The organism is Mycobacterium sp. pR1184 (assembly GCF_041287235.1).
GTDB lineage: Bacteria > Actinomycetota > Actinomycetes > Mycobacteriales > Mycobacteriaceae > Mycobacterium.
On sequence record NZ_JBGGKR010000017.1, the window covers coordinates 81,262 to 103,373 of the forward strand.

The window sequence follows — 22,112 nt, forward strand, 5'->3', positions numbered from 1 at the left end:
CCCGTCATTGCAGCACACGGGTAACCATGTCGATCAGGGCCCGTCGTTCCAGGCTCCAGTCGATAGTCGTTCCGGTGATCATCTGGGCCAGCACCACACCGCGCAGCGTGGCCCAAATGACTTCGGCCACACCCGCATTCGCCGGGTCGGTGGTGATCAGCCGACCCAACTGGGCGATCGCGGAGTTCATCTCGAGCAGGTGGCGGCGCGACGAATCGCCCAGGCTGCCGCGGGTGGCCCGCAGGATCTCGAACGCGGCCATCGACGTCGGGCTGCTGTAGCAACCCCACGCGGTGTCGATGACGACTTCGATGCGCTGTTGTGCCGGCAGCTCGGAGACGTCGGCCGACGACAGGCTCTCGATCAGCCGGTCCACCCCGTCGTCGACGACGGCCATCAACAGGCCGTTGCGATCGCCGAAGTGGTATTGGATCACGCCCCACGTGACGCCGGCGCGTTCGGCCACGTGCTTGGCGGTGGCCGCAGCGAAGCCTTCCTCCTGGATGCAGCGGACCGTCTCGTCGATGATCTTCGCGCGGGTGTCGTCGCCGCGTTTGCGCGGTGCAGTGGTGCGCCGGGTCGGGCTGACCGGGCGCCCAGACGTCTGGCCTGCGGCAATGGACATTGTTGACTTTATAACATAGCCAAGTCTATTTTTGTGGCGTGAGCAGCCCCTCGCGATACGCGCAGTTGTCCCGTGCCGAGCTGGTCGTTCTGCTTCCCGAACTGTTACTGATCGGACAGTTGATTGACCGGTCCGGAATGGCGTGGTGCATCTCCTCGTTCGGCCGCGAGGAGATGGTGCAGATCGCCATCGAGGAGTGGGCGGGCGCCAGCCCGATCTATACCCGGCGCATGCAGGAGGCGCTGAATTACGTGGGCAACGACGTGCCCACCATTTTCAAGGGCCTGCAGCTCGACATCGGTGCCCCACCGCAATTCATGGATTTTCGCTACACCGTGCACGACCGGTGGCACGGCGAATTCCACCTCGACCACTGCGGCGCCTTGCTCGACGTAGAACCGATGGGCGAGCAGTACGTGTTCGGGATGTGCCACACCATCGAGGATCCGACGTTCGACGCGACCGCCGTGGCGACCAACGCCAGGGCTCAGGTGCGTCCCATCCACCGTCCGCCGCGGACGCCGGCGGACCGGCACCCGCACTGCGCGTGGACCGTCGTCATCGACGAGTCCTATCCAGAGGTACAAGGCATTCCCGCCCTGGACATCGTTCGTCAAACACGCGCCGCGACATGGAAACTCGATCCCATCGACGCATCGGAGGAGGGGCAGGCGGATTACTCGGGTCCGTTGCTCTCCGATTTCGACTTCGCCGCCTTCTCGCATTCGGCACTGGTCCGGATGGCCGATGAGGTCTGCTTGCAGATGCATCTGCTGTATCTGTCCTTCGCGATCGCGGTGCGGGCACGCGCCGCCGACGAGTCCGAAGCCATCGAGGTGTGCACCCGCGGTCTGATCGGTATCGCCGGCCTGGCCGCCGAACGCATTCACCGCGCGCTCAATCTTCCCGGCGGCATTGACGGCGTGCTGAAGGTGCTCGAATTGCACCCGCTGCTGAACCCGGTGGGCTACGTTGCCGCAGAACTGGAGTCGAACCGGCTGCACGTCTATCCGTCTGCGGCCCACGACGACGGTGCCTGGATCTCGTTGTGCTCACCGGAATCCGTGCAACCGCTGCAGGCGATCGCCACGGCGGTCGATCCGCGCCTCGAAGTGCGAGTTAGCGGAACCGCCAATGACTGGACGGCCGAGCTAATCGAAACCGACACCGATGCTGAGGAACTGCCAGAGGTTTCGGTGGTCAGGGTCAGTGGCGGAGCGACATTCCAGTTCGAGCCGAGGCGTTCGCTGCCGCTGACCGTGGTCTGACGCGCAGTTCTTTGTCAAGGGGTTTTTAGTACCACTTCGGTGACACAACCGCATCGGGGCGATACCAATGGCATTGCAAGCCATCGGCTTTCCGCGTGTCGGCGGCTATCGTTAACGCTGGCCACCGACCCCTATAGACGAAAGTATTCGCTCTATGTACGACCCACTTGGGTTGTCGATCGGAACCACGAACCTGGTCGCAGCGCGTGACGGAAACCAGCCGGTTTCACGTCGAGCGGTACTAACGCTGTACCCGCACTGCGCACCGAAAGTTGGTCTACCCGAGGAGAACCCGCAGCTCACCGAGCCCGGCATGTTGATGAGCGGGTTCGTCGACCGCGTCGGCGACTCGGTGGCACTGGTGTCCGTCGATGGCTCCGCTCACGACCCTGACCTCTTGATGGTCGAAGCACTCGACGCGATGGTGCTGGAGGCTGGTGCGGACGCCGGCTCCTCGGAAATCTCGATCGCCGTTCCGTCGCACTGGAAGCCGGGCACCACGCAGGCACTACGCAATGCACTGCGCACGCATCTGGGCTTTGTGCGAAGCGGCATGGCACCGCGCCTGGTTTCGGACGCGATCGCATCGCTGACCGCGGCGAACGCCGAGCTGTGCCTTGCCGCAACCGGTGTCGTCGGATTGCTCGACTTCGGCGGCTCGGGTACATCGGCAACCCTGTTAGACCTGGCAGGCGACTTCAAACCGCTAAGCGCCACAATGCGTTACACCGACTTCTCCGGTGACGAGATCGACGCGGCCTTATTGCTCTGTGTCTTCGAGGAGCTGGGACACGGCAGCGGCATCGACCCGGCCAGCACCGCCGCGGTCGGGCAACTGGCCCGGCTGCGCGAACAGTGCCGTGCCGCCAAAGAGCAGCTATCCATGGAAAGCGCAACGGAATTCGTGGCCGAGCTGGGTGGCCGCCGGGCCACCATGAAGTTCACCCGCGACGAGCTGGGCGACCTGATCCAGGACCGGCTCACCGGACTCATCTACGCGTTCGACGACATGCTGTGCCGACACCGCAAGGGTTGGAACGACCTTTCCGCGGTGATCACTGTCGGCGGCGGCGCCTGCATTCCGCTTGTCAACGAACGTCTTTCGGTGCACAGCCGTCGGCCGGTCATGTCACCTGCGCAGCCCGCATTCGCCGCTGCCGCCGGCGCGCTGCTGCTGGCCGCTCGCGGCGAGGAACTCGACCTACGCACCCGCACGTCAATCGGTCTGCTCACCGCGTCCTCAGGCAACGACATCATCGAACTGCCCGCCGGCGACCTGTTGGTGATCGACGAGGAAGCGCTCACCGACCGCGAGTTGGCCTGGTCGCAAACCGAATATCCCGGTGACATCCGGGTGCCCTACACGCCCGAGGCGTTCGACGAAGACAGCAGCCCCGGCGGCTGGTCGATGCGGTTGAACGTGATCGAGCCGCCCCGGGAACGGGCGTGGCGCCGGGTCCGGCTGTCACAGTTGGTCGTCGGGATGTTCGCACTAGTGGCCATGACCGCGATCGGCGGTGTGGCGTACACGTTGACCGGGGTCGAAAACCGGCAGGCGCCACCGGCGCCCTCCGTCGTGCCCGTGCCGCTGCCGCCGGCCAGCACTCTGGTGCCCAGTCCCGTCCCGCCCACGGCGGTGCCACCGCCGCCCACCGCGGCGCCGGTGCCCAGCTCGGTGCCGCCTCCGCCGCCCCCGCCGGAACCGCCACCGTCGCCCGCGCCGCCCCCGCCGGTCGTGGTGACCACCGCGCCGCCACCGGTGCACACCACGCACCGTCCGCCACCACCACCACAGACGACGACGCCTCCACCGCCGCCCACGACGGTCATGACGACGCCAACCACCACCGAACCGCCACCGCCGCCACCGTCCTCGACGACGCCGACCACGACGTCGGTGCCGATGACCACGCAGTGGATCCACGTTCCGCTGCTGCCGGTGCCGATCCCGATCCAGGTGCCGGCCAATCAGGCGCCGGCGAACCCGGCTCCGCAGTACCCGGCGCAGCAATATCCCGGGGAATATCCCGGCGGTGGTTACGGGGGCGGCTATCCCCCCAGCGGGGGCGGATACTCGCAGAACCCGTTCCTGGGCCCTGGCTACTAGCGGTGGGATTCGGCCGCGAGCAAACTTCGTGGCGCATCACCGCGCGCGGGCGCACACTGGGCACTAACGCTACGAGCTGCTAGGAGGCCACGTGGGCGAGAATGGACCATTCGGGTTCGATCCCGAGGAGTTCGATCGGGTGATCAGGGAAGGCAGCGAGGGACTGCGCGACGTGTTCGAGCGGATCGGCAGGTTTGCCGCTGCTCCGGGCGCCCGCAGCGGATTTTCGGCGTTCTTCGACGATCTGTCGCGGCGGCCCCGTTCCGGGCCGGAGACCGCAGGCGAGGCGGGCGACGGCGTCTGGGCGATCTACACCGTCGACGCCACGGGCGGCGCGCACGTCGAACAGGTGTATGCCAGTGAGCTCGACGCGCTGCGGGCCAACAAGAACAACGTCGACCCCAAGCGCAAGGTGCGCTTCCTGCCGTACGGCATCGCGGTCAGCGTCCTCGACGACGACGCGGAAGAACAGACGTAAGTTGCCGGTTCCCGGGCGTTTCCACTAACCGGGATTCCGCCTAGGGTTTCAGACGTGACGCCAGCATCGCCGGTGTGCCAGGTGTGCGGCTCGGAGCCGCGTCAGGGTGCGCGCTTCTGCGATGCCTGCGGCAGTCCACTGGCGCCGGCCGCCGAGCCCGCCGAATACAAGCAGGTCACCGTGCTGTTCGCTGACGTGGTGCGCTCGATGGACATCGCCGCGGCGTTGGGTCCCGAGCGACTGCGCGAGGTGATGACCGAACTCGTCGATCGGTCGGCGACTGTGGTCCAGCGTTACGGCGGCACCGTCGACAAGTTCACCGGCGACGGCATCATGGCACTGTTTGGAGCGCCAATCACGTTGGAAGATCATGCTTTTCGTGCCTGCCTTGCGGCGCTGGAGATCCAGGAGGTGGTCCGGACGCTAGCGGTCGAGGTGGGCCGCCGCGACGGGATCGACCTGCGCTTGCGCGTCGGGCTGAACTCCGGCCAGGTGATCACCGGCGAGGTTGGCGCGACTCATCTCGGCTATACCGCGGTCGGCGAACAGGTGGGGATGGCTCAGCGCATGGAAACGGTGGCGCCGCCGGGCGGCATCATGCTCAGCGAATCCACCGCGCGGCTGGTCGAGGATCGCGCGGTGCTGGGCGAGCCCGAAACCGTGCACATCAAGGGTTTTGCCACCGCCGTGCCGGCCCGGCGGCTGTTGGCGGCCGACGGTGAACGCCGCAAGGCGCGTCGCCAGTCCCGCCTGGTCGGGCGCCAGCAAGAGAAGGACGCCGTCGCGGCATTGCTGGACCAAGCGAGCCGGGGTGCGGGAACCGTGATCACGGTCACCGGCCGCCCGGGCGTGGGTAAAACCCGGCTGGTCCGTGAGTCGTTAGCCATCGCGCGTAGTGCCGGATTCGAGGTGTCGGTCGCCTACTGCGAATCCCATACCCGCGAGATTCCGTTCCACGTGATCGCCCGGCTGCTGCGCAGGGTCTTCGGTCTGGGCGGGCTCACGCTCGAGGTGGCGCGGGCGCGGGTGCGCGCCGAAATACCCGAGGCGGGTGACGAGGATCTGGTGCTGCTCGACGACCTGCTCGGCATCCGCGACCCCGACATGCCCTGCCCGGACATCACCCCGGATGCGCGGCGCCGTCGGCTCGTCGACCTGATCAACACGATTTCACTGGCACGGCTTGGCTCCGCGCTCTATGTCATCGACGATGCCCAGTGGATCGACAGCGTCAGCGAGTCGCTGCTCACCGAATTCGCGGCGGCGTTACCCGGCATGCGCGCGGTGCTGCTCGTCGTCTACCGTCCCGAATACTCGGGGCCGCTGGCGCACATCCCGGGCGCCTACCCGTTCATCCTTGAGCCACTGTGTAATTCGCACATCACCGAATTGATCAACGAGCTGCTGGGGGCCGACCCTTCGGTGGCCGGATTAGCGACGGTGATCGCCGACCGGGCGGCGGGCCTGCCGTTCGCCGCCGAGGAGATCGTGCGTGACCTCGCCGAGCGAGGCGAGCTCGAGGGCGCGCCGGGCGCCTACGTGTGCGTGCGCGAAGTGCGCGAAATCCATGTGCCGGCAAGCCTTCAGGGCATTATCGGGGCGCGCATCGATCGGCTCAACGCTACGGCGAAGCGCACCCTGAACGCCGCGGCCGTCATCGGCGCGCAGTTCGACACTGAATTGCTGAAATGTCTGCTGGGCGCGGTCGACGTGGCGCCATTGGTCGAGGCGTCATTGGTCGAGCAGGTCGGCTTCACGCCGCACGAGACATACGCCTTCTGTCACCCGCTGATTCAGGCGGTGGCATACGAATCCCAATTGAAAGCCAGCAGAGCCGAATTGCATCGACGGGTGGCGGCGGTATTGCAGCGCACCTACGGCGAGTTCACCGGTCAGGAGGCCTCGATCGTCGCCACGCAGTACGCGGCCGCCGGGGATCTGCGTCAGGCTTACGAGTGGTACATGCAGGCCGGGACGTGGTACGGCGGGCGGGACATCCGCGCGGCCCGGGCCAGTTGGCAACAGGCGCAGCGATTCGCCGACCGGCTCCCGGACGATCAACCCGACCGGCTGGCCGTGCGCATCGCACCGCGAGCCCTTTTGTGCGGCAGCGTTTTTCAGGTCGGCGGCACGCCCGAGGAGACGGGATTCGACGAATTGCGCACGCTGACCACCCAGGCGGGTGACAAGAGGTCACTGGCCGTCGGCATGGCGGGCCACCTCACCACCCTGACGTTCAACTCCCGTCATCGGGAGGCGGCCGCCATGGCGACGGAGTTTGCCACGCTCGTCGAGTCGATCGGTGACCCCGCGATGACGGCCGGCCTGTTCTATGCCGCCGCCCAGGCCAAGTGGGAGGTCGGCGAGGCGACCGAATGCCTGCAGTTGGCGCAACGGATCATCGACGTCGCACGCGGCGATCCCACCATGGGCAACTTCGTGATCGGCTCCCCGCTGGCGTGGGCGATCACCTTAAAGGGCGCGGCCGGCATGTTTTTGGGTCGGCATGGCTGGCGCCACGACCTCGAGGAGGGCATCGCGATGGCCCGCTCGTTCGACCCGACCACCCACCCTTTCGCGCAGTTGTACAAGTATGCGGCCGGGGTGCAGAACGGCGGGGTGCTGCCCACTGCCGAAGACGTGGCGCAGACGGCGGAGTCGCTGGACATCGCCCGACGCTCCGGCGACAACGCCGCATTGGCGTATGCATTGGTCAATCGTGCCAACGCCCTGATCCACTGCAACGACGAGAACGCGGGGGAGGGCTTCGAATACCTGGCCCAGGCTCGCGCGATGCTCGTCGACGAGAAGCTGATCGTGGCGATTCGCCGTATGACCGATGCCGAGATCGCCCGCGGGCGTGCCCGATCCGGCGATCTCGACGGCGCGATCGACCTGGTGTCCCGGATACTCAACGCGCAGTTCGACGCCGGGACAATGATGTTCCGGGCGCCCGCAACCACCGTGCTGGTCGAGACACTGCTAGCGCGCGACGGCCCGGGAGACGTCGAGGCGGCGCGGCGCGCGGTCGACCGACTCGAGGCCGTCCCGACCGAGCCGGGCTTCGTGCTGCACGAAATTCCGGTGCTGCGGCTGCGGGCGCTGCTGGCCCGCGTCCGTGGCGACGAAGACGCCTATCGCGAACTTCTGCAACGCTTTCGGGCCAGGGCGCACGACGTCGGATTCGAGGGCTACGTGGCACTGGCCGACGCGATGGCCGCGGACTGACCCGTCACCCCTGCGTGACGACGTTGTCGACCCCGGAGTTGGAGATCTTCGGTGCGCCCGAGTGGAACGTCACCTGGTTGTTCATCCCGGACGCTTCGATGGTGTCGGAGGAATCGACGGTGACCGAGTTCTTCATGCCGGACACCGACAGGCTCGCACAGTGGCCGGTGATCACGATCGTGTTGTTGATCCCGCTGACCGTAACCACGTTGTCGTTGCACGCGATCGTCTTGTTCTCGTCGATGCCGGACACGTCGAGCGGCGCGCCCTGCGGCGGCGGTGGCGACGTCGACGGGCCCGAACTGCGGGTCGGGCTCGTCGCGCTGGTCGTCGGCCGGGGACTGCGCGTCGTCGTGCGGGGTGACGGCGTCGCCGGCGTGGTCGTCACCTCCGAGGAGATGATCGACCGGACAGTGGAAAGCTGGTGTGCGGCAAAGGCTGCGATGACGCCGGCGAGCACCAGCACGCCGATGACGATGATGGTGCCGACGATCCACCACATGCGGTTGCCCGAGGATTTCGGCGAGGATCCGCCGTAGGGGCTGCCGTAGCCGTACATGGGCGGTGGCGGCGGCGGCGCGCCATAGGACGGCGATGGCACCGGGCCCGGTGGCGGCGGCGGGTAGGCCTGGTCCTGCGGTGTGCCGCCCAATTCGGACGCGCGCGCGGTCTCGGCCAGCGGGCGCTCCAGGTCCCGAATCCGTTTTTCCGGGTCGTCCTGCGATTCCATGGGACAGATGCTCCCACCAGACGACGTCTAATGGGTAGTTTCAGCAGCGTGCCCGACATGCCAAATCGCCAGATCCTCCTTCGTCGCCGCCCGACCGGGCTGGTTGCACCCGACGACACCGAGCTGATCACCCGGCCGGCACCCGAACCCGACGACGGCGAGGCGCTGCTGCGAACCACCTACGTCGGGCTCGACGCGGCGGTCCGGACCTGGCTGAACGATCAGCCGGGTTACCTGCCGCCGGTGCAGCTCGGCGAGGTGATCCGGGCGGCCGGCATCGGCGAAGTCGTCGCGTCCCGGTGTGACGCCTACGCCGTCGGCGACGTGATCACCACGCTGACCGGGTTTCAGGAATACGTGATCATTCGCGACGATCTGTTCAGCACGCCCATTCCCGGCGAGGACGATCAGCTCGCGATCATGTCGGTGTACGGCCCGACCGGGGCCACCGCTTACTTCGGCATGACCGACATCGGTAAGCCCAAGGCCGGTGAGACGGTGGTGGTCTCGGCGGCAGCCGGCGCCACCGGATCGGTGGCCGGCCAGATCGCCAAGATCGCCGGCGCCCGGGTGGTGGGCATCGCCGGCGGGCCGGAGAAGTGCCGTGCCGTAGTCGAGGACTTCGGCTTCGACGCGTGCATCGACTACAAGAACGACGACGTGCCGGCCGCGCTCAAGCAGCATTGTCCGAAACGCGTCGACGTCTACTTCGACAATGTCGGCGGGCCGATCCTCGACGCGGTGCTCGGCCGGCTCGCCAACAATGCGCGCGTCGTGCTCTGCGGCGTCATCTCCAGCTACCTGACCGGTGAGCACCCCGGTCCGGCGAACTACGTGAACCTGCTGTCGAAGACCGCGCTGATGCAGGGCTTCAACGCCCTCGACCAATGGGGCCGTTTCGACGAAGCCTTTGCCGCACTGCGTCAATGGGAGGCCGAAGGCCGACTCAAGCACCGCCAGACCATCTTTGAAGGCATCGAGTCGTGTGTCGACGCCCTGAACGGGTTGTTCACCGGAGCCAACATCGGCAAGACGCTGGTCAAGATCAGCGAGCCCGGATCCGGCTAGCGTCCGGTTAGGGCTCGCAGGTTGTCACATCCGTCTCATGCGTTCCTGCCGCAACGGCGGTGCGTTTTGCCCGCCTCCGAGCGACAAATTGCACCGTTGACTGCTCTCGTGGCTTGTCGCTCGGAGGCGGGCAAATGGTGGGCCCGGCCCAGGCCGCTAGCCGCGCGGGCACCGTGATTCGCGCTAGTCCTCGCCGAGGACGCGGTGCAGCGTCTTCTTTGCCTCACGCAGCGCTTCGAGAACCTTGGCCCGGGCCGCCGCGAGCTGTTGCTTCTGCTCGTCGGTGCCGGTCCAGGTGATCGTGCGGGACAGGCCCGCGATCTCGAACATCTCCCGGCGGATCTTGAAGACGTCGCCGAATTGACCCGCACGCTTGAGGAAAGCGTGTGCGGTCTCGCTGCTGACACCCCGCCACTTCAGCAGGTTCTGACCGAACTCGGTCAACGTCGCGACGCCATTGTCGACCGTCACCACACCGCGGCCGTCGAGCAGGCCGATGGCCAGCTCCGCGATCTCCTGCGGCGGAGTGAGCGCACCGCCGGTCGCGTCGGACACCCGCTGGACGATCTGCGCGGCATCGGCCGGCCCGTCGAGTAGCAGCGCGGCGGTCACAAAGGCCGCTCGCTTGAGCGGTGGACGACCACCCGGACCAAAGCCTGGGCCGCCATGCCCCCAACCGTGCTTACCCCAACCGCCCCCGAAACCGCCGGGGCCGCCCCCGAAACCGCCGGGACCGCCGCCGAAACCGAAGCCGGGGCCACCGCCGAAACCGAAGCCGGGGCCACCGCCGAAACCGAAGCCGGGGCCACCGAAACCGCCGGGGCCGCCGAACAATCCGTCACCAGACATCCTTGTCATTCCTTTCCGTATCGGACCATCAAGCTCCTTGATACCACCGACTCCGGCAATGTCAACAAAGTTGATGGTTCCCAGGTCACCGCGGAGCTCAAGCTGCGCGCGGACTCCGACGTGGCGGAAGCCGAACAGCGGATTCTGGCCCGGCTCGCCGTCGAACAGCAAAACGAGCTCAAAGAACTGCTTTATGCTGCGGGCACCCCTTGAACCGAAAGTGCCAGATATGGATCGTCGCCGGATGATGATGCTGGCCGGATTCGGTGCCCTGGCCGCGACGGTCCCCACCGCGAGTGCGGGCGCCGCGCCGGCACGGTCCGGAACGTACCTGTTTCACGACGAGTTCGACGGTCCGGCCGGCTCGGCACCCGACCCCGCGAAATGGGTTGTGGCGAGCCAACGTACGCCGATCAAGAATCCGACCGGGTTCGACCGCCCCGAGTTTTTCGGGCAGTACCGCGACAGCCGGCAAAACGTGTTCCTCGACGGCAAGTCCAACCTGGTACTGCGCGCGACCCGAGAGGGCGGCAACTACTTCGGCGGCTTGGTGAGTGGCAGCTGGCGTGGCGCCATCGGGACCACCTGGGAGGCGCGCATCAAACTCAACTGCCTCACCGGCGGCTGCTGGCCCGCCTGGTGGTTGTCCAACGACGATCCCGGCCGTAGCGGGGAAGTCGACTTGATGGAGTGGTACGGCAACGGGCAGTGGCCCGCGGGCACCACGGTGCACGCGAACCCGGACGGCACGGCATTCCAGACTCACCCGATCGCGGTCGACGGCGGGTGGCACACCTGGCGCGTGACCTGGAATCCGGCCGGCATGCAGTTCTGGGAAGACTATGCCGAGGGCGCCGAGCCGTACTTCAGCGTTCCCGCGACCGGCATCGAGGATCTGCACGACCCGATTCGGATGTGGCCGTTCAACGACGTCGGCTACACGATGTTTCCCATGCTCAACCTGGCGGTCGGCGGTTCGGGCGCCGGTGACCCCGCATCCGGCACCTACCCGGCGGAAATGCTGGTCGACTGGGTGCGCGTCTTCTAAGTACCGGGTGCGGGATGCACGCCATCGGCGCGCATGGTTGTATAACACCGTTTGCGGGAGTTGGCCGGGGGGACCGTGCCGAACCGGAGCTCCGGCGTCTAGCGATGGGTGGTAGTGCAGATGGATCGTCGCCGCATGTTGATGACGACAGGGCTCGGCATGCTGGCAGCGGCGGCATCGATGCCTATCCCGGAAGCGCTGGCGTCCCCGTCGGTGCCGGCCGCACCGGCCGCCGGACCAGGTGGGCCCTACCTCTTCTCCGACGAGTTCGACGGCCCGGCCGGTTCGCCTCCCGACCCGGGCAAGTGGACAATCCAGACCTGGCAGGACGACGTCTACCCGCCGGTCGAGGGGATCTACCGCGCCGATCCGCAAAACGTGTTCCAGGACGGGCACTCCAACCTGGTCCTGCGTGCCACCCACGATTTCCTGACCAACACCTACTACAGCGGCAAACTGCGCGGCAATTGGCGCGGCATGATCAACACCACCTGGGAAGCCAAGATCAAACTGGACTGCCTGACCCCCGGCCTGTGGCCGTCGTTCTGGGCGGTCAACGAGGACCCGCTGCCCGACGGCGAGGTCGACGTCTTCGAGTGGTACGGCAACGGCCAATGGGCCCCGGGTACCACCGTGCACGCGGCATCCAACGGAAAGACCTGGGAAGGCAAATCGATCCCCGGCCTGGTCGACGGTGACTGGCACACCTGGCGGATGCGTTGGGACGACAAGGGTTTCGCGTTCGCGCGCGACGGCGCCGAGTACTTCAAGGTTCCGCCCAAGCCGATCCACGTCGCCGGCAATCCGCCGGAGGACATGCGCTGGCCGTTCAGCAATCCTGGCTACTGGATGACGCCGATGTTCACGCTGGCGGTCGGCGGCGTCGGCGCCGGCGATCCTGCCGGCGGGGTCTTCCCGGCGTCCATGCTGGTCGACTACCTCCGCGTCTGGTGATCAGCGCGTCGCTTTGAACACCTGAACAAGGTTGAACTGCCAGCGCTCGACGAGCCGGAAGCCCAGGTCGTGCGGGACCGCAAAAGCGGGCGTCGCGCCGTAGCGCGGGCCCGGCGGCAGCGCCGAACCCTCCTGGTGGGCAGGCATCGACTCGTCGGCCTGGGTGATGATCCACACCACCGCGCAGTGGCTGAGCGGCGTGGCGACGACCTCGGGGATCAGGTTGGTGTCAAAGACATCCCGGCGGTCGGTGGCCCGTTGCCACAGCGTGAGGTCGACCAGCTTGCGGTACGCATCGGGGCGCGCCGCCATCAAGGGACGCATCGGTGCCGGCATAAACGTCACAGTGTCGTTAATCAGCAGGCAATCACCCGGCGCCGCCTTGGCCGTGATCAGATCCGCGACCTGGCTGTAGTCCATGCCGTACTTGGCGTACGGGTTATGTTGCACCCATAGGTAATTCGGCGCCGCCGCGACCGCGAACAGGGTGACGACAGCCGGCGTCACCCATGGTTTGGCCGTCAGTGCGCCAGTGCAGACGCCGAGGGCCAACGCGATCGCCGGCGCGGTGAAGCACAGGTAGCGCGGCGTGTAGATCGGGTGCAGCAGCGCCGACCACACCACGATCAGAGCGGTCGGTATCAGCACCCAGGCGACCGCCAAGGTCAGCAACTGCCGATCTGCCGCAAGGAATTTCACCGATGTCCACCGCCACACGACGACGGCTGTCACGATCACCAGGGCCGCGAGCACCGCGAATGGCGGGCTGCGCTCGAAGTACTGCTGAACCGTCACGTCCTCGATCGTGCGGTGCCCGATCGGCGCGACCCAACTGATCTGATGCACCTGCCCCGCGGCCACGACCAAAAACGGCGCCACGGCACAACTGGCCAGAACCGACGTGACGACGAAGCAGGCCACCACGGTTCGCTTGCGCAGGAACGCGCAGACAAACGCGAAATGCACCGGCAACAGCAGCACCAGGTACACGTCAAGCACTATCGAAACCGCTTGGGCGACACCGTAAGCCACCCATATCCAGCCGCGGTTGCGACGCGTCGCGTGGACGAACAGGACGGTTACCCACACCGCGGCCATCATCGACATCGCGTACGGACGAGCCTCGATACCGGCCCACGTCGACCGCGGCAATACCGCGCAGATCAACCCGGAGGCCAGTGCCACGGTGCGCGACGAAAACTGGTTGGCCAGCACCACGACTCCGGCCGCAGCGCCTCCGACGGCCAGACCGCTTGGCGCACGCGACCAGAACTCGGTCGGCGCGACGAGCTGGAACCAGCCGTGCATCAACAGGTAGTACAGGCCGTGCACGGCATCGACGTTGCCCAGCATCTGCCACAGCTGGGCCAGCGAACGGCTGTATGCCGCCGAAATCGTCGCGGCCTCGTCGTACCAGAACGAGGGACGGCCGGCGCCGGCAAGGCTTACCGCGGTGGCCAGTACGCCGACGATCAGCGGGTCCAGCACGCGACGCCCTGACACACCGTTATGGTGCCAGAAGCAAACCCGGAGTCTTTCCGGGCGCGCCTGCTAGTTGGTCAGGTAGAGGTAGTACAGACCGTCCGCGTGCTGGCGGCAATCCCAGTGCGTCCACAAGTTGTCGTTGTGGGCCAGTTCGACGTGCGGGCCGTCCGCCTCGCATGCCCCCAGGGTCGAATAGACGCCGTCGACCTGAATTTCGTCGGCATTGGCCACGCCCACCGCAGTGGTCATCAGCCCGCCGAAGGCCAGCAAGCCCGTAGCGATGAGCCTGATCATGCCGATCTCCCCAGTTGTAGCGGTCGGTTGCGAGGCGAACTATATCGATTTGCCGGAGCTGGGGAGGGGCAATCGGCCGGACGCAACCAGACCGTCACTTTTCGAACGTATGATCGAACAATGAGGCCGCTGGCGTCGATCGGGTACCACGGACAGCCGGTCCGCGACCCGTTTCGGGTGGTGCGTCCGCCGATCGCGGTGCTGATAGATCTGACGGTGCTTTTCCCGCGCGAGCCACATCGCTCGGGCCGGTATCAGCCCAACGGTTTGCAGCTGCACAAGGTCGTCGAGGGCCGGCTGAGCTGCTGGGGTCTGTGCGAGCAGGGCGACTGGTGGGGATTGGTGACCTATCCAATCGCCTACGGGTCCAAGCAAAAGACGGTGACGCACTGGATACCGGCCTGGACGCTGCGTCGAAAGGGCTAGTGGCGGTGCGGGTTACAGCCGGCGGCCCTGCACATAGGTGCCGGCGACGGATGTCTCGCGCGTCCGCATCAGCACGCCGAACAGGGTCTGGTCGCGAGCCATCACCGGGTCGTCGGACCGCACGCCGTCGGTGATCACGGCCTTCAGCGCCGGCGTGCGGTTCGGGTCGATGACGACGAAGTCGGCCTCCTTGCCGACGTCGAAGTTGCCGAACCGGTCCTCCATGTCCAGCGCCCGGGCACCGCCGAGCGTTCCGATGAACAGCATCTCGGCCGGATGCATCGCCACGCCCGCGTCGCCCGGCTCGGACATGTGCACCTTGAATGCCGCGGCGAGCACCTGCGGAATCGGCCACTCGTCCCCGCCGCCGAAATCCGTTCCGGCGGAGATGTTTACCCCGGAAGCGACCGTGCGCAGCCACGGCATGGTGCCGGACCCGAGGAACTGTTGCGACACCGGGCAGTGTGCGATGGACGTGCCCGTTTCCGACATCCGTTGCAGTTCGGTGTCCTGGCAATGCACCGCGTGCGCCATTACGCTGCGTCGTCCCAGCATGCTCGGGCCGCCGACTTTCGAGCCGGGCAGAAACTTGCCGTCGTAGGTGTCCAGGCACGTGTCGACTTGATAGGACCGCTTGGTCGTGTCGACTTCGCCGCTGCCCGGCCGGTTGTCCTCGTTGAGGTGTGTGTGGAAGTACACGCCACGATCTCGCACCGAATCATACAGTTCGCCAAGCCGTTTCAGCGTCTGGGCGGTCACCGCGATCGCGAAGCGCGGGACCAGCGCCACGTGCAGCCGGGCGGTCTTGACGTTGCCGGTGTCGGCGGCGTGCCATTTGTTGATCTCGTCGCGCGCCAGCCGGATCGCATCGTCTTCCGACGTCGCCAACGATTGGGCAGCCTTCGGTCCCACGGTCTGGATGCCGCGGCCGCTGACAATGCGCAGCCCGCGGCGCGCCGTCTCGGTGAACAACGCATCCTGGGCGCCGGGGAACGCAGAGCCGAACACCATAGCCGCCGTGGTTCCGCTCGCGATGCGCCGATCGCAGAACTCGACAGCCGCCCGCCGGGCGAAGTTCTGGTCGGCGAAGCGGGCTTCGGCGGGATAGATGCAGTGGTTCAGCCATTCCATCAGCTGCCCACCGTTGTACGAGTCGCCCGCGAAGGTCTGCGGGAAATGCACGTGGCTGTCCACGAAGCCCGGAAGCAGAAACCCGGGGCGATGATCGGTCACGGGTGTGGACCGGTACTTCAGCGGGACGCCGGCGCGCTCACCACAGAATGCGATCTTGCCGTCGTCCTCGATCACCAATGCGCCCTCGGGGATGGACACCAATGCATGGGCGGCCTCGGACACCAGCGGCGAACCGGCGAGGTGAAAAATGTGCCCAAGATGAATCCGAGCCACGTGATCGTCCCCTAGTGTTTTCCACGTCGCGCTGCAGTTCACATACAACCACCTGGGCGTGTTCAGCGACGGCCCCGGACAGCGAGCGCGGCTCGTTCGGTAGCACGCCGACGATGTCGATGAGAGGATTGCTGCCCGTGGCAGGAAGCTGGAGCTCGCTGTTACCCACCCTCATTCCGCTGGCGCTGGTTACCGCCGTCTCTCCGCTCTCGATCATCCCGGCCGTCCTGGTGCTGCACGCACCGCAGCCGCGTCCCGCCGGGCTGGCCTTCCTGGGCGGCTGGCTGTTCGGGCTGGTGGCGCAGACCGTGATCTTCGTGGCCGGTTCGGGTGGGCTCGGCGACATGCACAAGTCGTCGCCACCGACGTGGGTGTCTTGGATGCGGGTGGTGCTGGGCTCCGCATTGATCCTGTTCGGCATTTACCGGTGGCTGACCCGGCACCGGTCCACCGAGTCCCCGGCCTGGATGCGGCACTTTTCCACGATGCGCCCCCGGCGCGCGGCCATCACCGGGCTGGTCCTGACGGTGGTCCGCGTCGAGGTGCTGCTGATGAACGTGGCGGCGGGCTTGGCCATCGGCACCAGTCATCTCGACGATGTCGACAAGCTGTCGGCCGGCATTGTCTTCGTCGCCGTGTCCGCGTCGACGGTCGCGATCCCGATCCTGGCCTATGCGGCCGCGGGGCATCGCCTCGACGATTTCCTGGAACGCGTCCGAAACTGGATGGAGAAGCACAATGCCGCACTGATGGCGGCCATCCTGATCCTGATCGGTATTATGGTGCTGCACAACGGAATTCGCGCACTTTAGCGGCTACCGGTAGCCGCCGTCGGACAGCCCGGCCTGCGCCTCGAGCCGGTTCGTCTTGTCAAAGAGCCTGTCGCGGGCCACTTCCCATAGGTAGGCAATGATCATCCGGGAGTGGCCCTTGGCGGCCCACTGCTGGGAATGCAGCTCCTCGTGGTGCAGGACCCGGTCGAGCGCGAGAGTGCTTTCCACGGGCCGGCCCTTGCGATCGGTGTACCACGCGTGTCCGGACTCGACGATCTGGCGCAGCCGCCGGGCGGGGCCGGTCGGGTCCGTGACGTCGACCGCGACGTTGACCATGAAGATGTCGCCCCACGCGGTGCCGCCCTGGCGGCTGAAGAGCCGCTGGATCCAGTTGCCGCCCAAGCCCATAAGCATGCCGTTCGGGGTGGTGACGAGGCGTCCGCCATTGCGGTGGACGAATCCGACATCCTCGCCGTAACTCCAGCGGTTCGCATGCTGGCGATCGATGATTCGCCGCACTTCGTCGGCGCAGTACGGCGTCTCGGGGAAGTCGGTGGGCGGGCTTGGCGGGCCGCCGTAGCCGGTGCCCGCGTTGATGATGTAGGTCATCAGCGTGGCGGCGCGCACCTGGTCGCCGGGGGTGCCCGCAGGAATGAGAAAGAACGACTTGCCATCCGGATCGTTGATCTCCGTCATTGCCGCCAGGACCCGAAAGCTCTCGCGCGTGATGCCGTGTTGCGCCGCGATCGCGGTGGTGTGCGCGGCGGGCACGGCCAGACGTTCGGCATTGGCCAGCCACTTCTGGTGATGGTCCGCTGGCGGTCGCCTGGTCATAGTCCGTCAATTGTTATCAGTCCCACCGCTAGGGTGTAGCGAATGAGCAGGGGGCCCTGGCAACGCGCGCGTGGAATCAAACAGATCACCCGGGGTTTGGGCACCCTTGATCGCGAGTTGTTCGTCGCCGTGGCAGAAACCCCTACCCCGCTGCTCGACACGGTCATGCCCCCGTTGACGCGGGCGGCCGACCATTCCAAGCTGTGGTTCGTCATCGCGGCCGGGCTACTCGCGACCAGGAAGCCCGCCGCGCAGCGCGGCGCGACGCGCGGGGTGGTGACGCTGGGTGTGACGAGTCTGTTCACCAATCAGATCGCCAAACGAATCCGCCCGCGCTCGCGACCGATCTACGAGTCGGTGCCGGTGGTCAGAAGAGCTCACCGCCGCCCGACGTCCAACTCGTTTCCGTCGGGACACTCGGCCAGCGCCGCCGCGTTCGCCGTCGGCGTGGGCCTGGAGAGTCCGCCGTTGGGCTTCGCGCTGGCGCTACTGGCCGGACTGGTCGGGTTGTCGCGCGTGGCGACCGGCGCGCACTACCCCGGCGATGTCATCGCGGGGCTGGGCGTCGGTGCCGGGATCGCCGTGCTGGGCGGCAAGCTGGTCCCGCCCATCGCCGAAACCGCTCTGCCGCAATCGGAACCGCTGCGCGTCGAGACACCGGAACGGCCGGACGGCTCCGGCGTGGTGTTCGTGGTCAATCCGGCCTCGGGGAGCGGCACCGGGGCTCGCGTCGTCAAAGAGGTCCGCATTGAGCTGCCGAAGGCGGAGATCGTCGAGCTCGGCCCCGACGACGACCCCGAGCGGGTGCTGCGCGCTGCCGCCGCGCGCGCCGAAGTGCTCGCGGTGGGCGGCGGCGACGGCACGGTGGCAACGGCGGCGGCGGTGGCGGTCGACGCGGGCCTCCCGCTGGCTGTCTTTCCGGCCGGAACGTTCAACCACTTCGCGAAGGACATCGGTTGCGACACCGTCGGCAAGACGGTGGAGTCGATCCGTCGCGGCAGCGTGGCTTGCGTTGATCTGGTGTGCCTCAACGAAAGTCGGATGGTCATCAACACCGCCAGCATCGGCGCGTATCCGGCGTTCGTGCAGCAGCGCGAAAAGCTGGAGAAACGGATCGGCAAGCCGCTGGCCGGCTTCTACGCGATGCTGCACACACTGCGCAACGATCAGCCTGTCCGCATCCGCTACGACAACAAGACCCTGCTGACGTCGCTGTTCTTTCTGGGTAACTCGCTTTATCTGCCAACGGGATTCGCACCGTCGCGTCGAACGCGCATGGACGACGGTCTGCTCGATGTGCGCATTCTGGAAACCGGCCGCCGGTTGGCGACGACGAGGATCCTGACCGCGCTCGCGTTGGGACGGTTGCAGCGTAGCCCGCTCTACCACGAGCTGCAGGTGCCCGAATTCAGCTTCACGGCCGTTGACGCGCCGACGGTGATCGCCCATGACGGCGAGGTCGGCGACGAATACCGCGAAGCGAGCTTCACCGCGAAATACCGGATGCTGCCGGTGTTCTGCCCGATTCGCTGAGCTACCCGTTCGGCTGATCGGACTCAATTGCGTTCTGCCCGTTAGCTTTCCGCGTCAACCCCCAGGTAGGCGTCCGCCCAGGCGCCGATGATTCGCCCGGCTCGGTGAGCTTGGCCCCGGGCGGTGAGCAGGTGATCGGAGCCCTCGAGCGAGACGAAGCTGCGCGGGTGGCGGGCCAGCCGGAAGATCTCGCTGGCGTTGTCGATGCTGACGGTGTTGTCGGTCGGCGAGTGCAGGATCAGCAACGGCAGCCGTAAGGCCTGGATCTTGTCGTGCAGCTGGGCCGCGCGGACATCCTCGACGAATGCGCGCTTGAGCGTCAGCTTGCGCCCGCCGACCATCCACTCGGCGCTGCCCTCGGCCAAGCATCGGTCGACGACTGCGTCGTAATGCTTTTCGACGTGGCTGGGGTCAAACGGTGCCGCGACCGTGACGACCGACCGCACGCCCGGCGCGCGCATCGCCGCGGCGATCACCGCGGCGCCACCCCACGAGTGACCGACCAGAATGTCGGCCGGCGTCCCGCGGTGCGCCATGAACTCGCAGGCCCGGACCACGTCGTCGACCTTGACGGTGAACGACCCGTCACCCCAGTTCCCATCGGATCCACCGAGCCCCAGTGCGTCGAAGCGCAGCATCCCAATCCCGTCGGACGCCAGCTGCTTGCAGATCCGGGACGCGGCCGGAGAGTCCTTGCCGAGGGTGAACCCGTGCGCGAACACCCCCCAACCACGCACCTGCGATTCCGGGACCTCGATGACGCCGGCCAGATTCGCGCCGCTGGAGCTCTGGAACGTGACACGTTCGCCCATGGTGCCGATCTAACTACGCAACGCCGGGCCTTCGCGACGGCCCCGCTCATATTTTCCGCAGCGGTGCCCGGACGCGAAAGATTGGAATCGCAAAGGAAATTAGCGGTGCGAGAAGCGGCCGGCACGCGTCCCCCATAAGGTGGATGCGTGGCCTTTGCTGCGAGTCGCATGCTGGCGCGGAACGGGCAATTGCGCATGCTCATGGCGGCCTGGGTGGCCTTTTACGTCGGTGCATTCGCCCATATGGTCCTGGTGATCGCCTTCACCTTCTCGGTGGGAGGCGCTGCCGCCGTCGGTGCGGCGACGGTGCTGGTGACGTTGCCGGCCGGCCTGGTCGGGCCGCTGACCGCGCCGCTCGCGGCGAGCGCACACCCGCAGCTTCATCTGGCGTTCGGGAACGGGATTCGTGCCCTGACGATGGCTGCGACCATTATCGCGGTGCTCAGCGGAGCGCCTATCGGTGTCGTGCTGGTGATCGTGGCGGTCGACTCCGTTTTGTCGGGGGGTGTGCGGCCGCTGCATGGCGCGATGGTGGTCCGACTTTCCACTACCGCCGCCGAGGCGGCCGCGGGAAATGCCATGACCAGCTCACTCGTCAGCGCCAGCGCGCTGGTCGGGCCGGCGCTGGCCGGAGTGGCGTTAGAGCTCGGGGGTTTCGGGTGGGCCTTCGCTCTCCCGGCGATTCTGTTCCTTACCGGTGCGGCCGTGGCGGCGCTGATCCGCGTACCGAGTGCCGGCAATTCCCGACCCCATACCTCTGGGTCGTCCCGGCCCGCGACGTCGGTGCTCCGCCTGCTGGGGACCGGGTTTCGCGGGATCTTCGCAAGTCGTCCCGCTGCCGCGGCCACCGTGTTGTTCTCCGTCAACGTCATCGTGCTGGGCGTCTGGTTTGCCAGCAGTGCGTCGGTGGCCAAGGAGCAGTTGCATCTGGGCAAGGATGGCGTCACGACCATCATGACGGTTTACGGCGCCGGTGGACTGCTCGGAGCGCTGGCCATGCTGTCCTTCGCCGCGCGTCGCGGTCTGGCTTCCGTGCTCGCCGGTTCGCTGCTGGGCCTCGCTGCCGTCATCGCCTCGCTGGGAACGATCAGTTCGCCGGTCGTCGGTCTGGCGCTGGCCGGCGGGCTGGGTGTCGCCGGTGCCGTCACGTACGCGATTGCGCCCACGCTTGTGCAGCGCGGCGTCGCACGCGAGTCGATGGTGCCGGCCGTGGCCACCCTGCAGAGCCTGTATTCGCTTGGCATGGCGTCCGGCGCCCTGGTCGCGCCGTTTCTAATCGATCCGTTGGGGCTTCCGGCCACCTTGGGCCTCGTGGGCGCAGTGGCGGGCCTGATCTCGTTGCTGGCCTGGCCACGACTGCGTGGCGCCGACGAGCTCAGTGCTGACGACGCCGCCAAGCTGGCAGTCATTCGCGCCGTCCCCATGCTTGAGCCGTTACCGGCGCTGGCACTCGAACAGCTGGCGCGGGCCGCGACGCGCCTGACGCTGCCCGCCGGCTGCGAGGTGTTCCGGCAGGGCGACCCCGGTGACCGCTTCTACATGATCGCTGCCGGCGTCGCGGAGGTAACGGTCGACGGACACCGCGTCGCCACCCTTGGTCCCGGCGGCTCGTTCGGAGAAATCGCCCTGCTGCACGACGTGCCGCGCTCCTCGACCGTGACGGCGCGCGAGGAGCTCGATCTGGTCGCCGTCGAACGCGCCGAGTTCCTCAGCGCGCTGTGCACCGATAACGTGTCGGTCGGTCGCCTCGGCCGGATCGCCACCACCCGCATGGCCACCCCGCCGGTGGCCGAGCGCCTCGTCGAGGTGAGCCGCGACACGACGCTGAGCAGCGGGGCCGCCCGCGAATTGCTGGCCTCGCAGCCTCCGATGGCCGCGATCGAGGCCACGGCGCTCGGTGAGCTCGCCGATACGGCGCGGGTGTTCGCCGCCGGCGACGGTGCGCTGATCACCCGCGAGGGCGACTACGGCGATACGTACTACGTGATAGTCGACGGCGCCGCAAAGGTTTTCGAGAGCGACGCCGAGATCCGTGAACTGCGGGCCGGGGACGGATTCGGTGAGCTGGCGATCCTGCGCGACGTTCCGCGCACCGCGACCGTGCGGGCGCAGGGCGACACCACGTTGCTGGCCGTGGACCGCGACGCGTTTCACCGCGCCCGGCAATCCGAGTAGCAGCCGATATGCTGACGC

General features: G+C 67.0%; 19 protein-coding genes. 11 read left to right on the forward strand and 8 right to left on the reverse strand.

The genetic code is table 11. The annotated features are described in order from the left end of the window. Positions 1–4: 4 nt before the first annotated feature. Positions 5–625 (reverse strand): TetR/AcrR family transcriptional regulator, encoded by a 621-nt coding sequence (locus tag ACAG21_RS25040; RefSeq protein ID WP_370498953.1) that lies wholly within the window; start codon positions 623–625, stop codon positions 5–7. A gap of 38 nt (positions 626–663) precedes the next feature. Here ACAG21_RS25040 and ACAG21_RS25045 point away from each other — a divergent pair, with 38 nt between their 5' ends. From ACAG21_RS25045 to ACAG21_RS25060, 4 genes are all read left to right on the forward strand, one after another. Beyond that, positions 664–1,893 (forward strand): hypothetical protein, encoded by a 1,230-nt coding sequence (locus ACAG21_RS25045; RefSeq protein WP_370498954.1) that lies wholly within the window; start codon positions 664–666, stop codon positions 1,891–1,893. Between the two features lie 154 nt (positions 1,894–2,047). Next, the gene (locus ACAG21_RS25050; RefSeq protein ID WP_370498955.1) at positions 2,048–4,000 is read left to right on the forward strand and encodes an Hsp70 family protein; all 1,953 of its coding nucleotides are present in this window, start codon (positions 2,048–2,050) and stop codon (positions 3,998–4,000) included. A 91-nt stretch (positions 4,001–4,091) separates the two neighbouring features. Next, the gene (locus tag ACAG21_RS25055; RefSeq protein ID WP_370498956.1) at positions 4,092–4,478 is read left to right on the forward strand and encodes a hypothetical protein; all 387 of its coding nucleotides are present in this window, start codon (positions 4,092–4,094) and stop codon (positions 4,476–4,478) included. A 54-nt stretch (positions 4,479–4,532) separates the two neighbouring features. Next, positions 4,533–7,706 (forward strand): adenylate/guanylate cyclase domain-containing protein, encoded by a 3,174-nt coding sequence (locus ACAG21_RS25060; RefSeq protein WP_370498957.1) that lies wholly within the window; start codon positions 4,533–4,535, stop codon positions 7,704–7,706. A gap of 4 nt (positions 7,707–7,710) precedes the next feature. Here ACAG21_RS25060 and ACAG21_RS25065 read toward each other — a convergent pair whose 3' ends face one another. Continuing rightward, positions 7,711–8,436: a DUF3060 domain-containing protein gene (locus ACAG21_RS25065; RefSeq protein WP_370498958.1), complete on the reverse strand. Its 726-nt coding sequence runs from the start codon at positions 8,434–8,436 to the stop codon at positions 7,711–7,713. A gap of 48 nt (positions 8,437–8,484) precedes the next feature. On the opposite strand from ACAG21_RS25065, the gene ACAG21_RS25070 reads away from it, so the two are divergent. Beyond that, positions 8,485–9,504, forward strand: coding sequence for an NADP-dependent oxidoreductase (locus tag ACAG21_RS25070; RefSeq protein ID WP_370498959.1), 1,020 nt, complete (start codon positions 8,485–8,487; stop codon positions 9,502–9,504). 183 nt (positions 9,505–9,687) lie between these two features. Here ACAG21_RS25070 and ACAG21_RS25075 read toward each other — a convergent pair whose 3' ends face one another. Then, positions 9,688–10,338, reverse strand: coding sequence for a hypothetical protein (locus ACAG21_RS25075; protein ID WP_370499000.1), 651 nt, complete (start codon positions 10,336–10,338; stop codon positions 9,688–9,690). A gap of 208 nt (positions 10,339–10,546) precedes the next feature. On the opposite strand from ACAG21_RS25075, the gene ACAG21_RS25080 reads away from it, so the two are divergent. Together ACAG21_RS25080 and ACAG21_RS25085 are read left to right on the forward strand one after the other, a co-directional pair. Continuing rightward, positions 10,547–11,401 carry a family 16 glycosylhydrolase gene (locus tag ACAG21_RS25080; protein WP_370498960.1) on the forward strand — a complete coding sequence of 285 codons (855 nt, stop codon included), beginning with the start codon at positions 10,547–10,549 and terminating at the stop codon, positions 11,399–11,401. Between the two features lie 120 nt (positions 11,402–11,521). Beyond that, on the forward strand, positions 11,522–12,355 hold the full coding sequence (locus ACAG21_RS25085; protein ID WP_370498961.1) for a family 16 glycosylhydrolase: 834 nt from the start codon (positions 11,522–11,524) through the stop codon (positions 12,353–12,355). Here the strand turns inward: ACAG21_RS25085 and ACAG21_RS25090 are convergent, their stop codons facing one another. Both ACAG21_RS25090 and ACAG21_RS25095 read right to left on the reverse strand, forming a co-directional pair. Beyond that, on the reverse strand, positions 12,356–13,858 hold the full coding sequence (locus ACAG21_RS25090; protein ID WP_370498962.1) for a hypothetical protein: 1,503 nt from the start codon (positions 13,856–13,858) through the stop codon (positions 12,356–12,358). Between the two features lie 48 nt (positions 13,859–13,906). Continuing rightward, a complete protein-coding gene (locus tag ACAG21_RS25095; protein WP_370498963.1) occupies positions 13,907–14,134 on the reverse strand; it encodes a hypothetical protein in 228 nt (75 codons plus the stop codon). 120 nt (positions 14,135–14,254) lie between these two features. Between ACAG21_RS25095 and ACAG21_RS25100 the strand changes: the two genes are divergently transcribed. Next, entirely contained in the window at positions 14,255–14,560 is a 306-nt protein-coding gene (locus tag ACAG21_RS25100; RefSeq protein ID WP_342926195.1) for a hypothetical protein, read from the forward strand. A 12-nt stretch (positions 14,561–14,572) separates the two neighbouring features. On the opposite strand, the gene ACAG21_RS25105 is transcribed toward ACAG21_RS25100, so the two are convergent. Then, positions 14,573–15,967 carry an amidohydrolase family protein gene (locus tag ACAG21_RS25105; protein ID WP_370498964.1) on the reverse strand — a complete coding sequence of 465 codons (1,395 nt, stop codon included), beginning with the start codon at positions 15,965–15,967 and terminating at the stop codon, positions 14,573–14,575. A 119-nt stretch (positions 15,968–16,086) separates the two neighbouring features. On the opposite strand from ACAG21_RS25105, the gene ACAG21_RS25110 reads away from it, so the two are divergent. Continuing rightward, positions 16,087–16,779, forward strand: coding sequence for a GAP family protein (locus ACAG21_RS25110; protein WP_370499001.1), 693 nt, complete (start codon positions 16,087–16,089; stop codon positions 16,777–16,779). A gap of 3 nt (positions 16,780–16,782) precedes the next feature. Here ACAG21_RS25110 and ACAG21_RS25115 read toward each other — a convergent pair whose 3' ends face one another. Then, positions 16,783–17,574, reverse strand: coding sequence for a hypothetical protein (locus ACAG21_RS25115; protein ID WP_370498965.1), 792 nt, complete (start codon positions 17,572–17,574; stop codon positions 16,783–16,785). Positions 17,575–17,616: 42 nt separating this feature from the next. Between ACAG21_RS25115 and ACAG21_RS25120 the strand changes: the two genes are divergently transcribed. After that, positions 17,617–19,107 carry a bifunctional phosphatase PAP2/diacylglycerol kinase family protein gene (locus tag ACAG21_RS25120; protein ID WP_370498966.1) on the forward strand — a complete coding sequence of 497 codons (1,491 nt, stop codon included), beginning with the start codon at positions 17,617–17,619 and terminating at the stop codon, positions 19,105–19,107. 41 nt (positions 19,108–19,148) lie between these two features. Here the strand turns inward: ACAG21_RS25120 and ACAG21_RS25125 are convergent, their stop codons facing one another. After that, on the reverse strand, positions 19,149–19,919 hold the full coding sequence (locus ACAG21_RS25125; protein WP_370498967.1) for an alpha/beta hydrolase family protein: 771 nt from the start codon (positions 19,917–19,919) through the stop codon (positions 19,149–19,151). A 147-nt stretch (positions 19,920–20,066) separates the two neighbouring features. Here ACAG21_RS25125 and ACAG21_RS25130 point away from each other — a divergent pair, with 147 nt between their 5' ends. After that, on the forward strand, positions 20,067–22,094 hold the full coding sequence (locus tag ACAG21_RS25130) for a cyclic nucleotide-binding domain-containing protein (protein ID WP_370498968.1): 2,028 nt from the start codon (positions 20,067–20,069) through the stop codon (positions 22,092–22,094). Positions 22,095–22,112 lie beyond the last annotated feature (18 nt).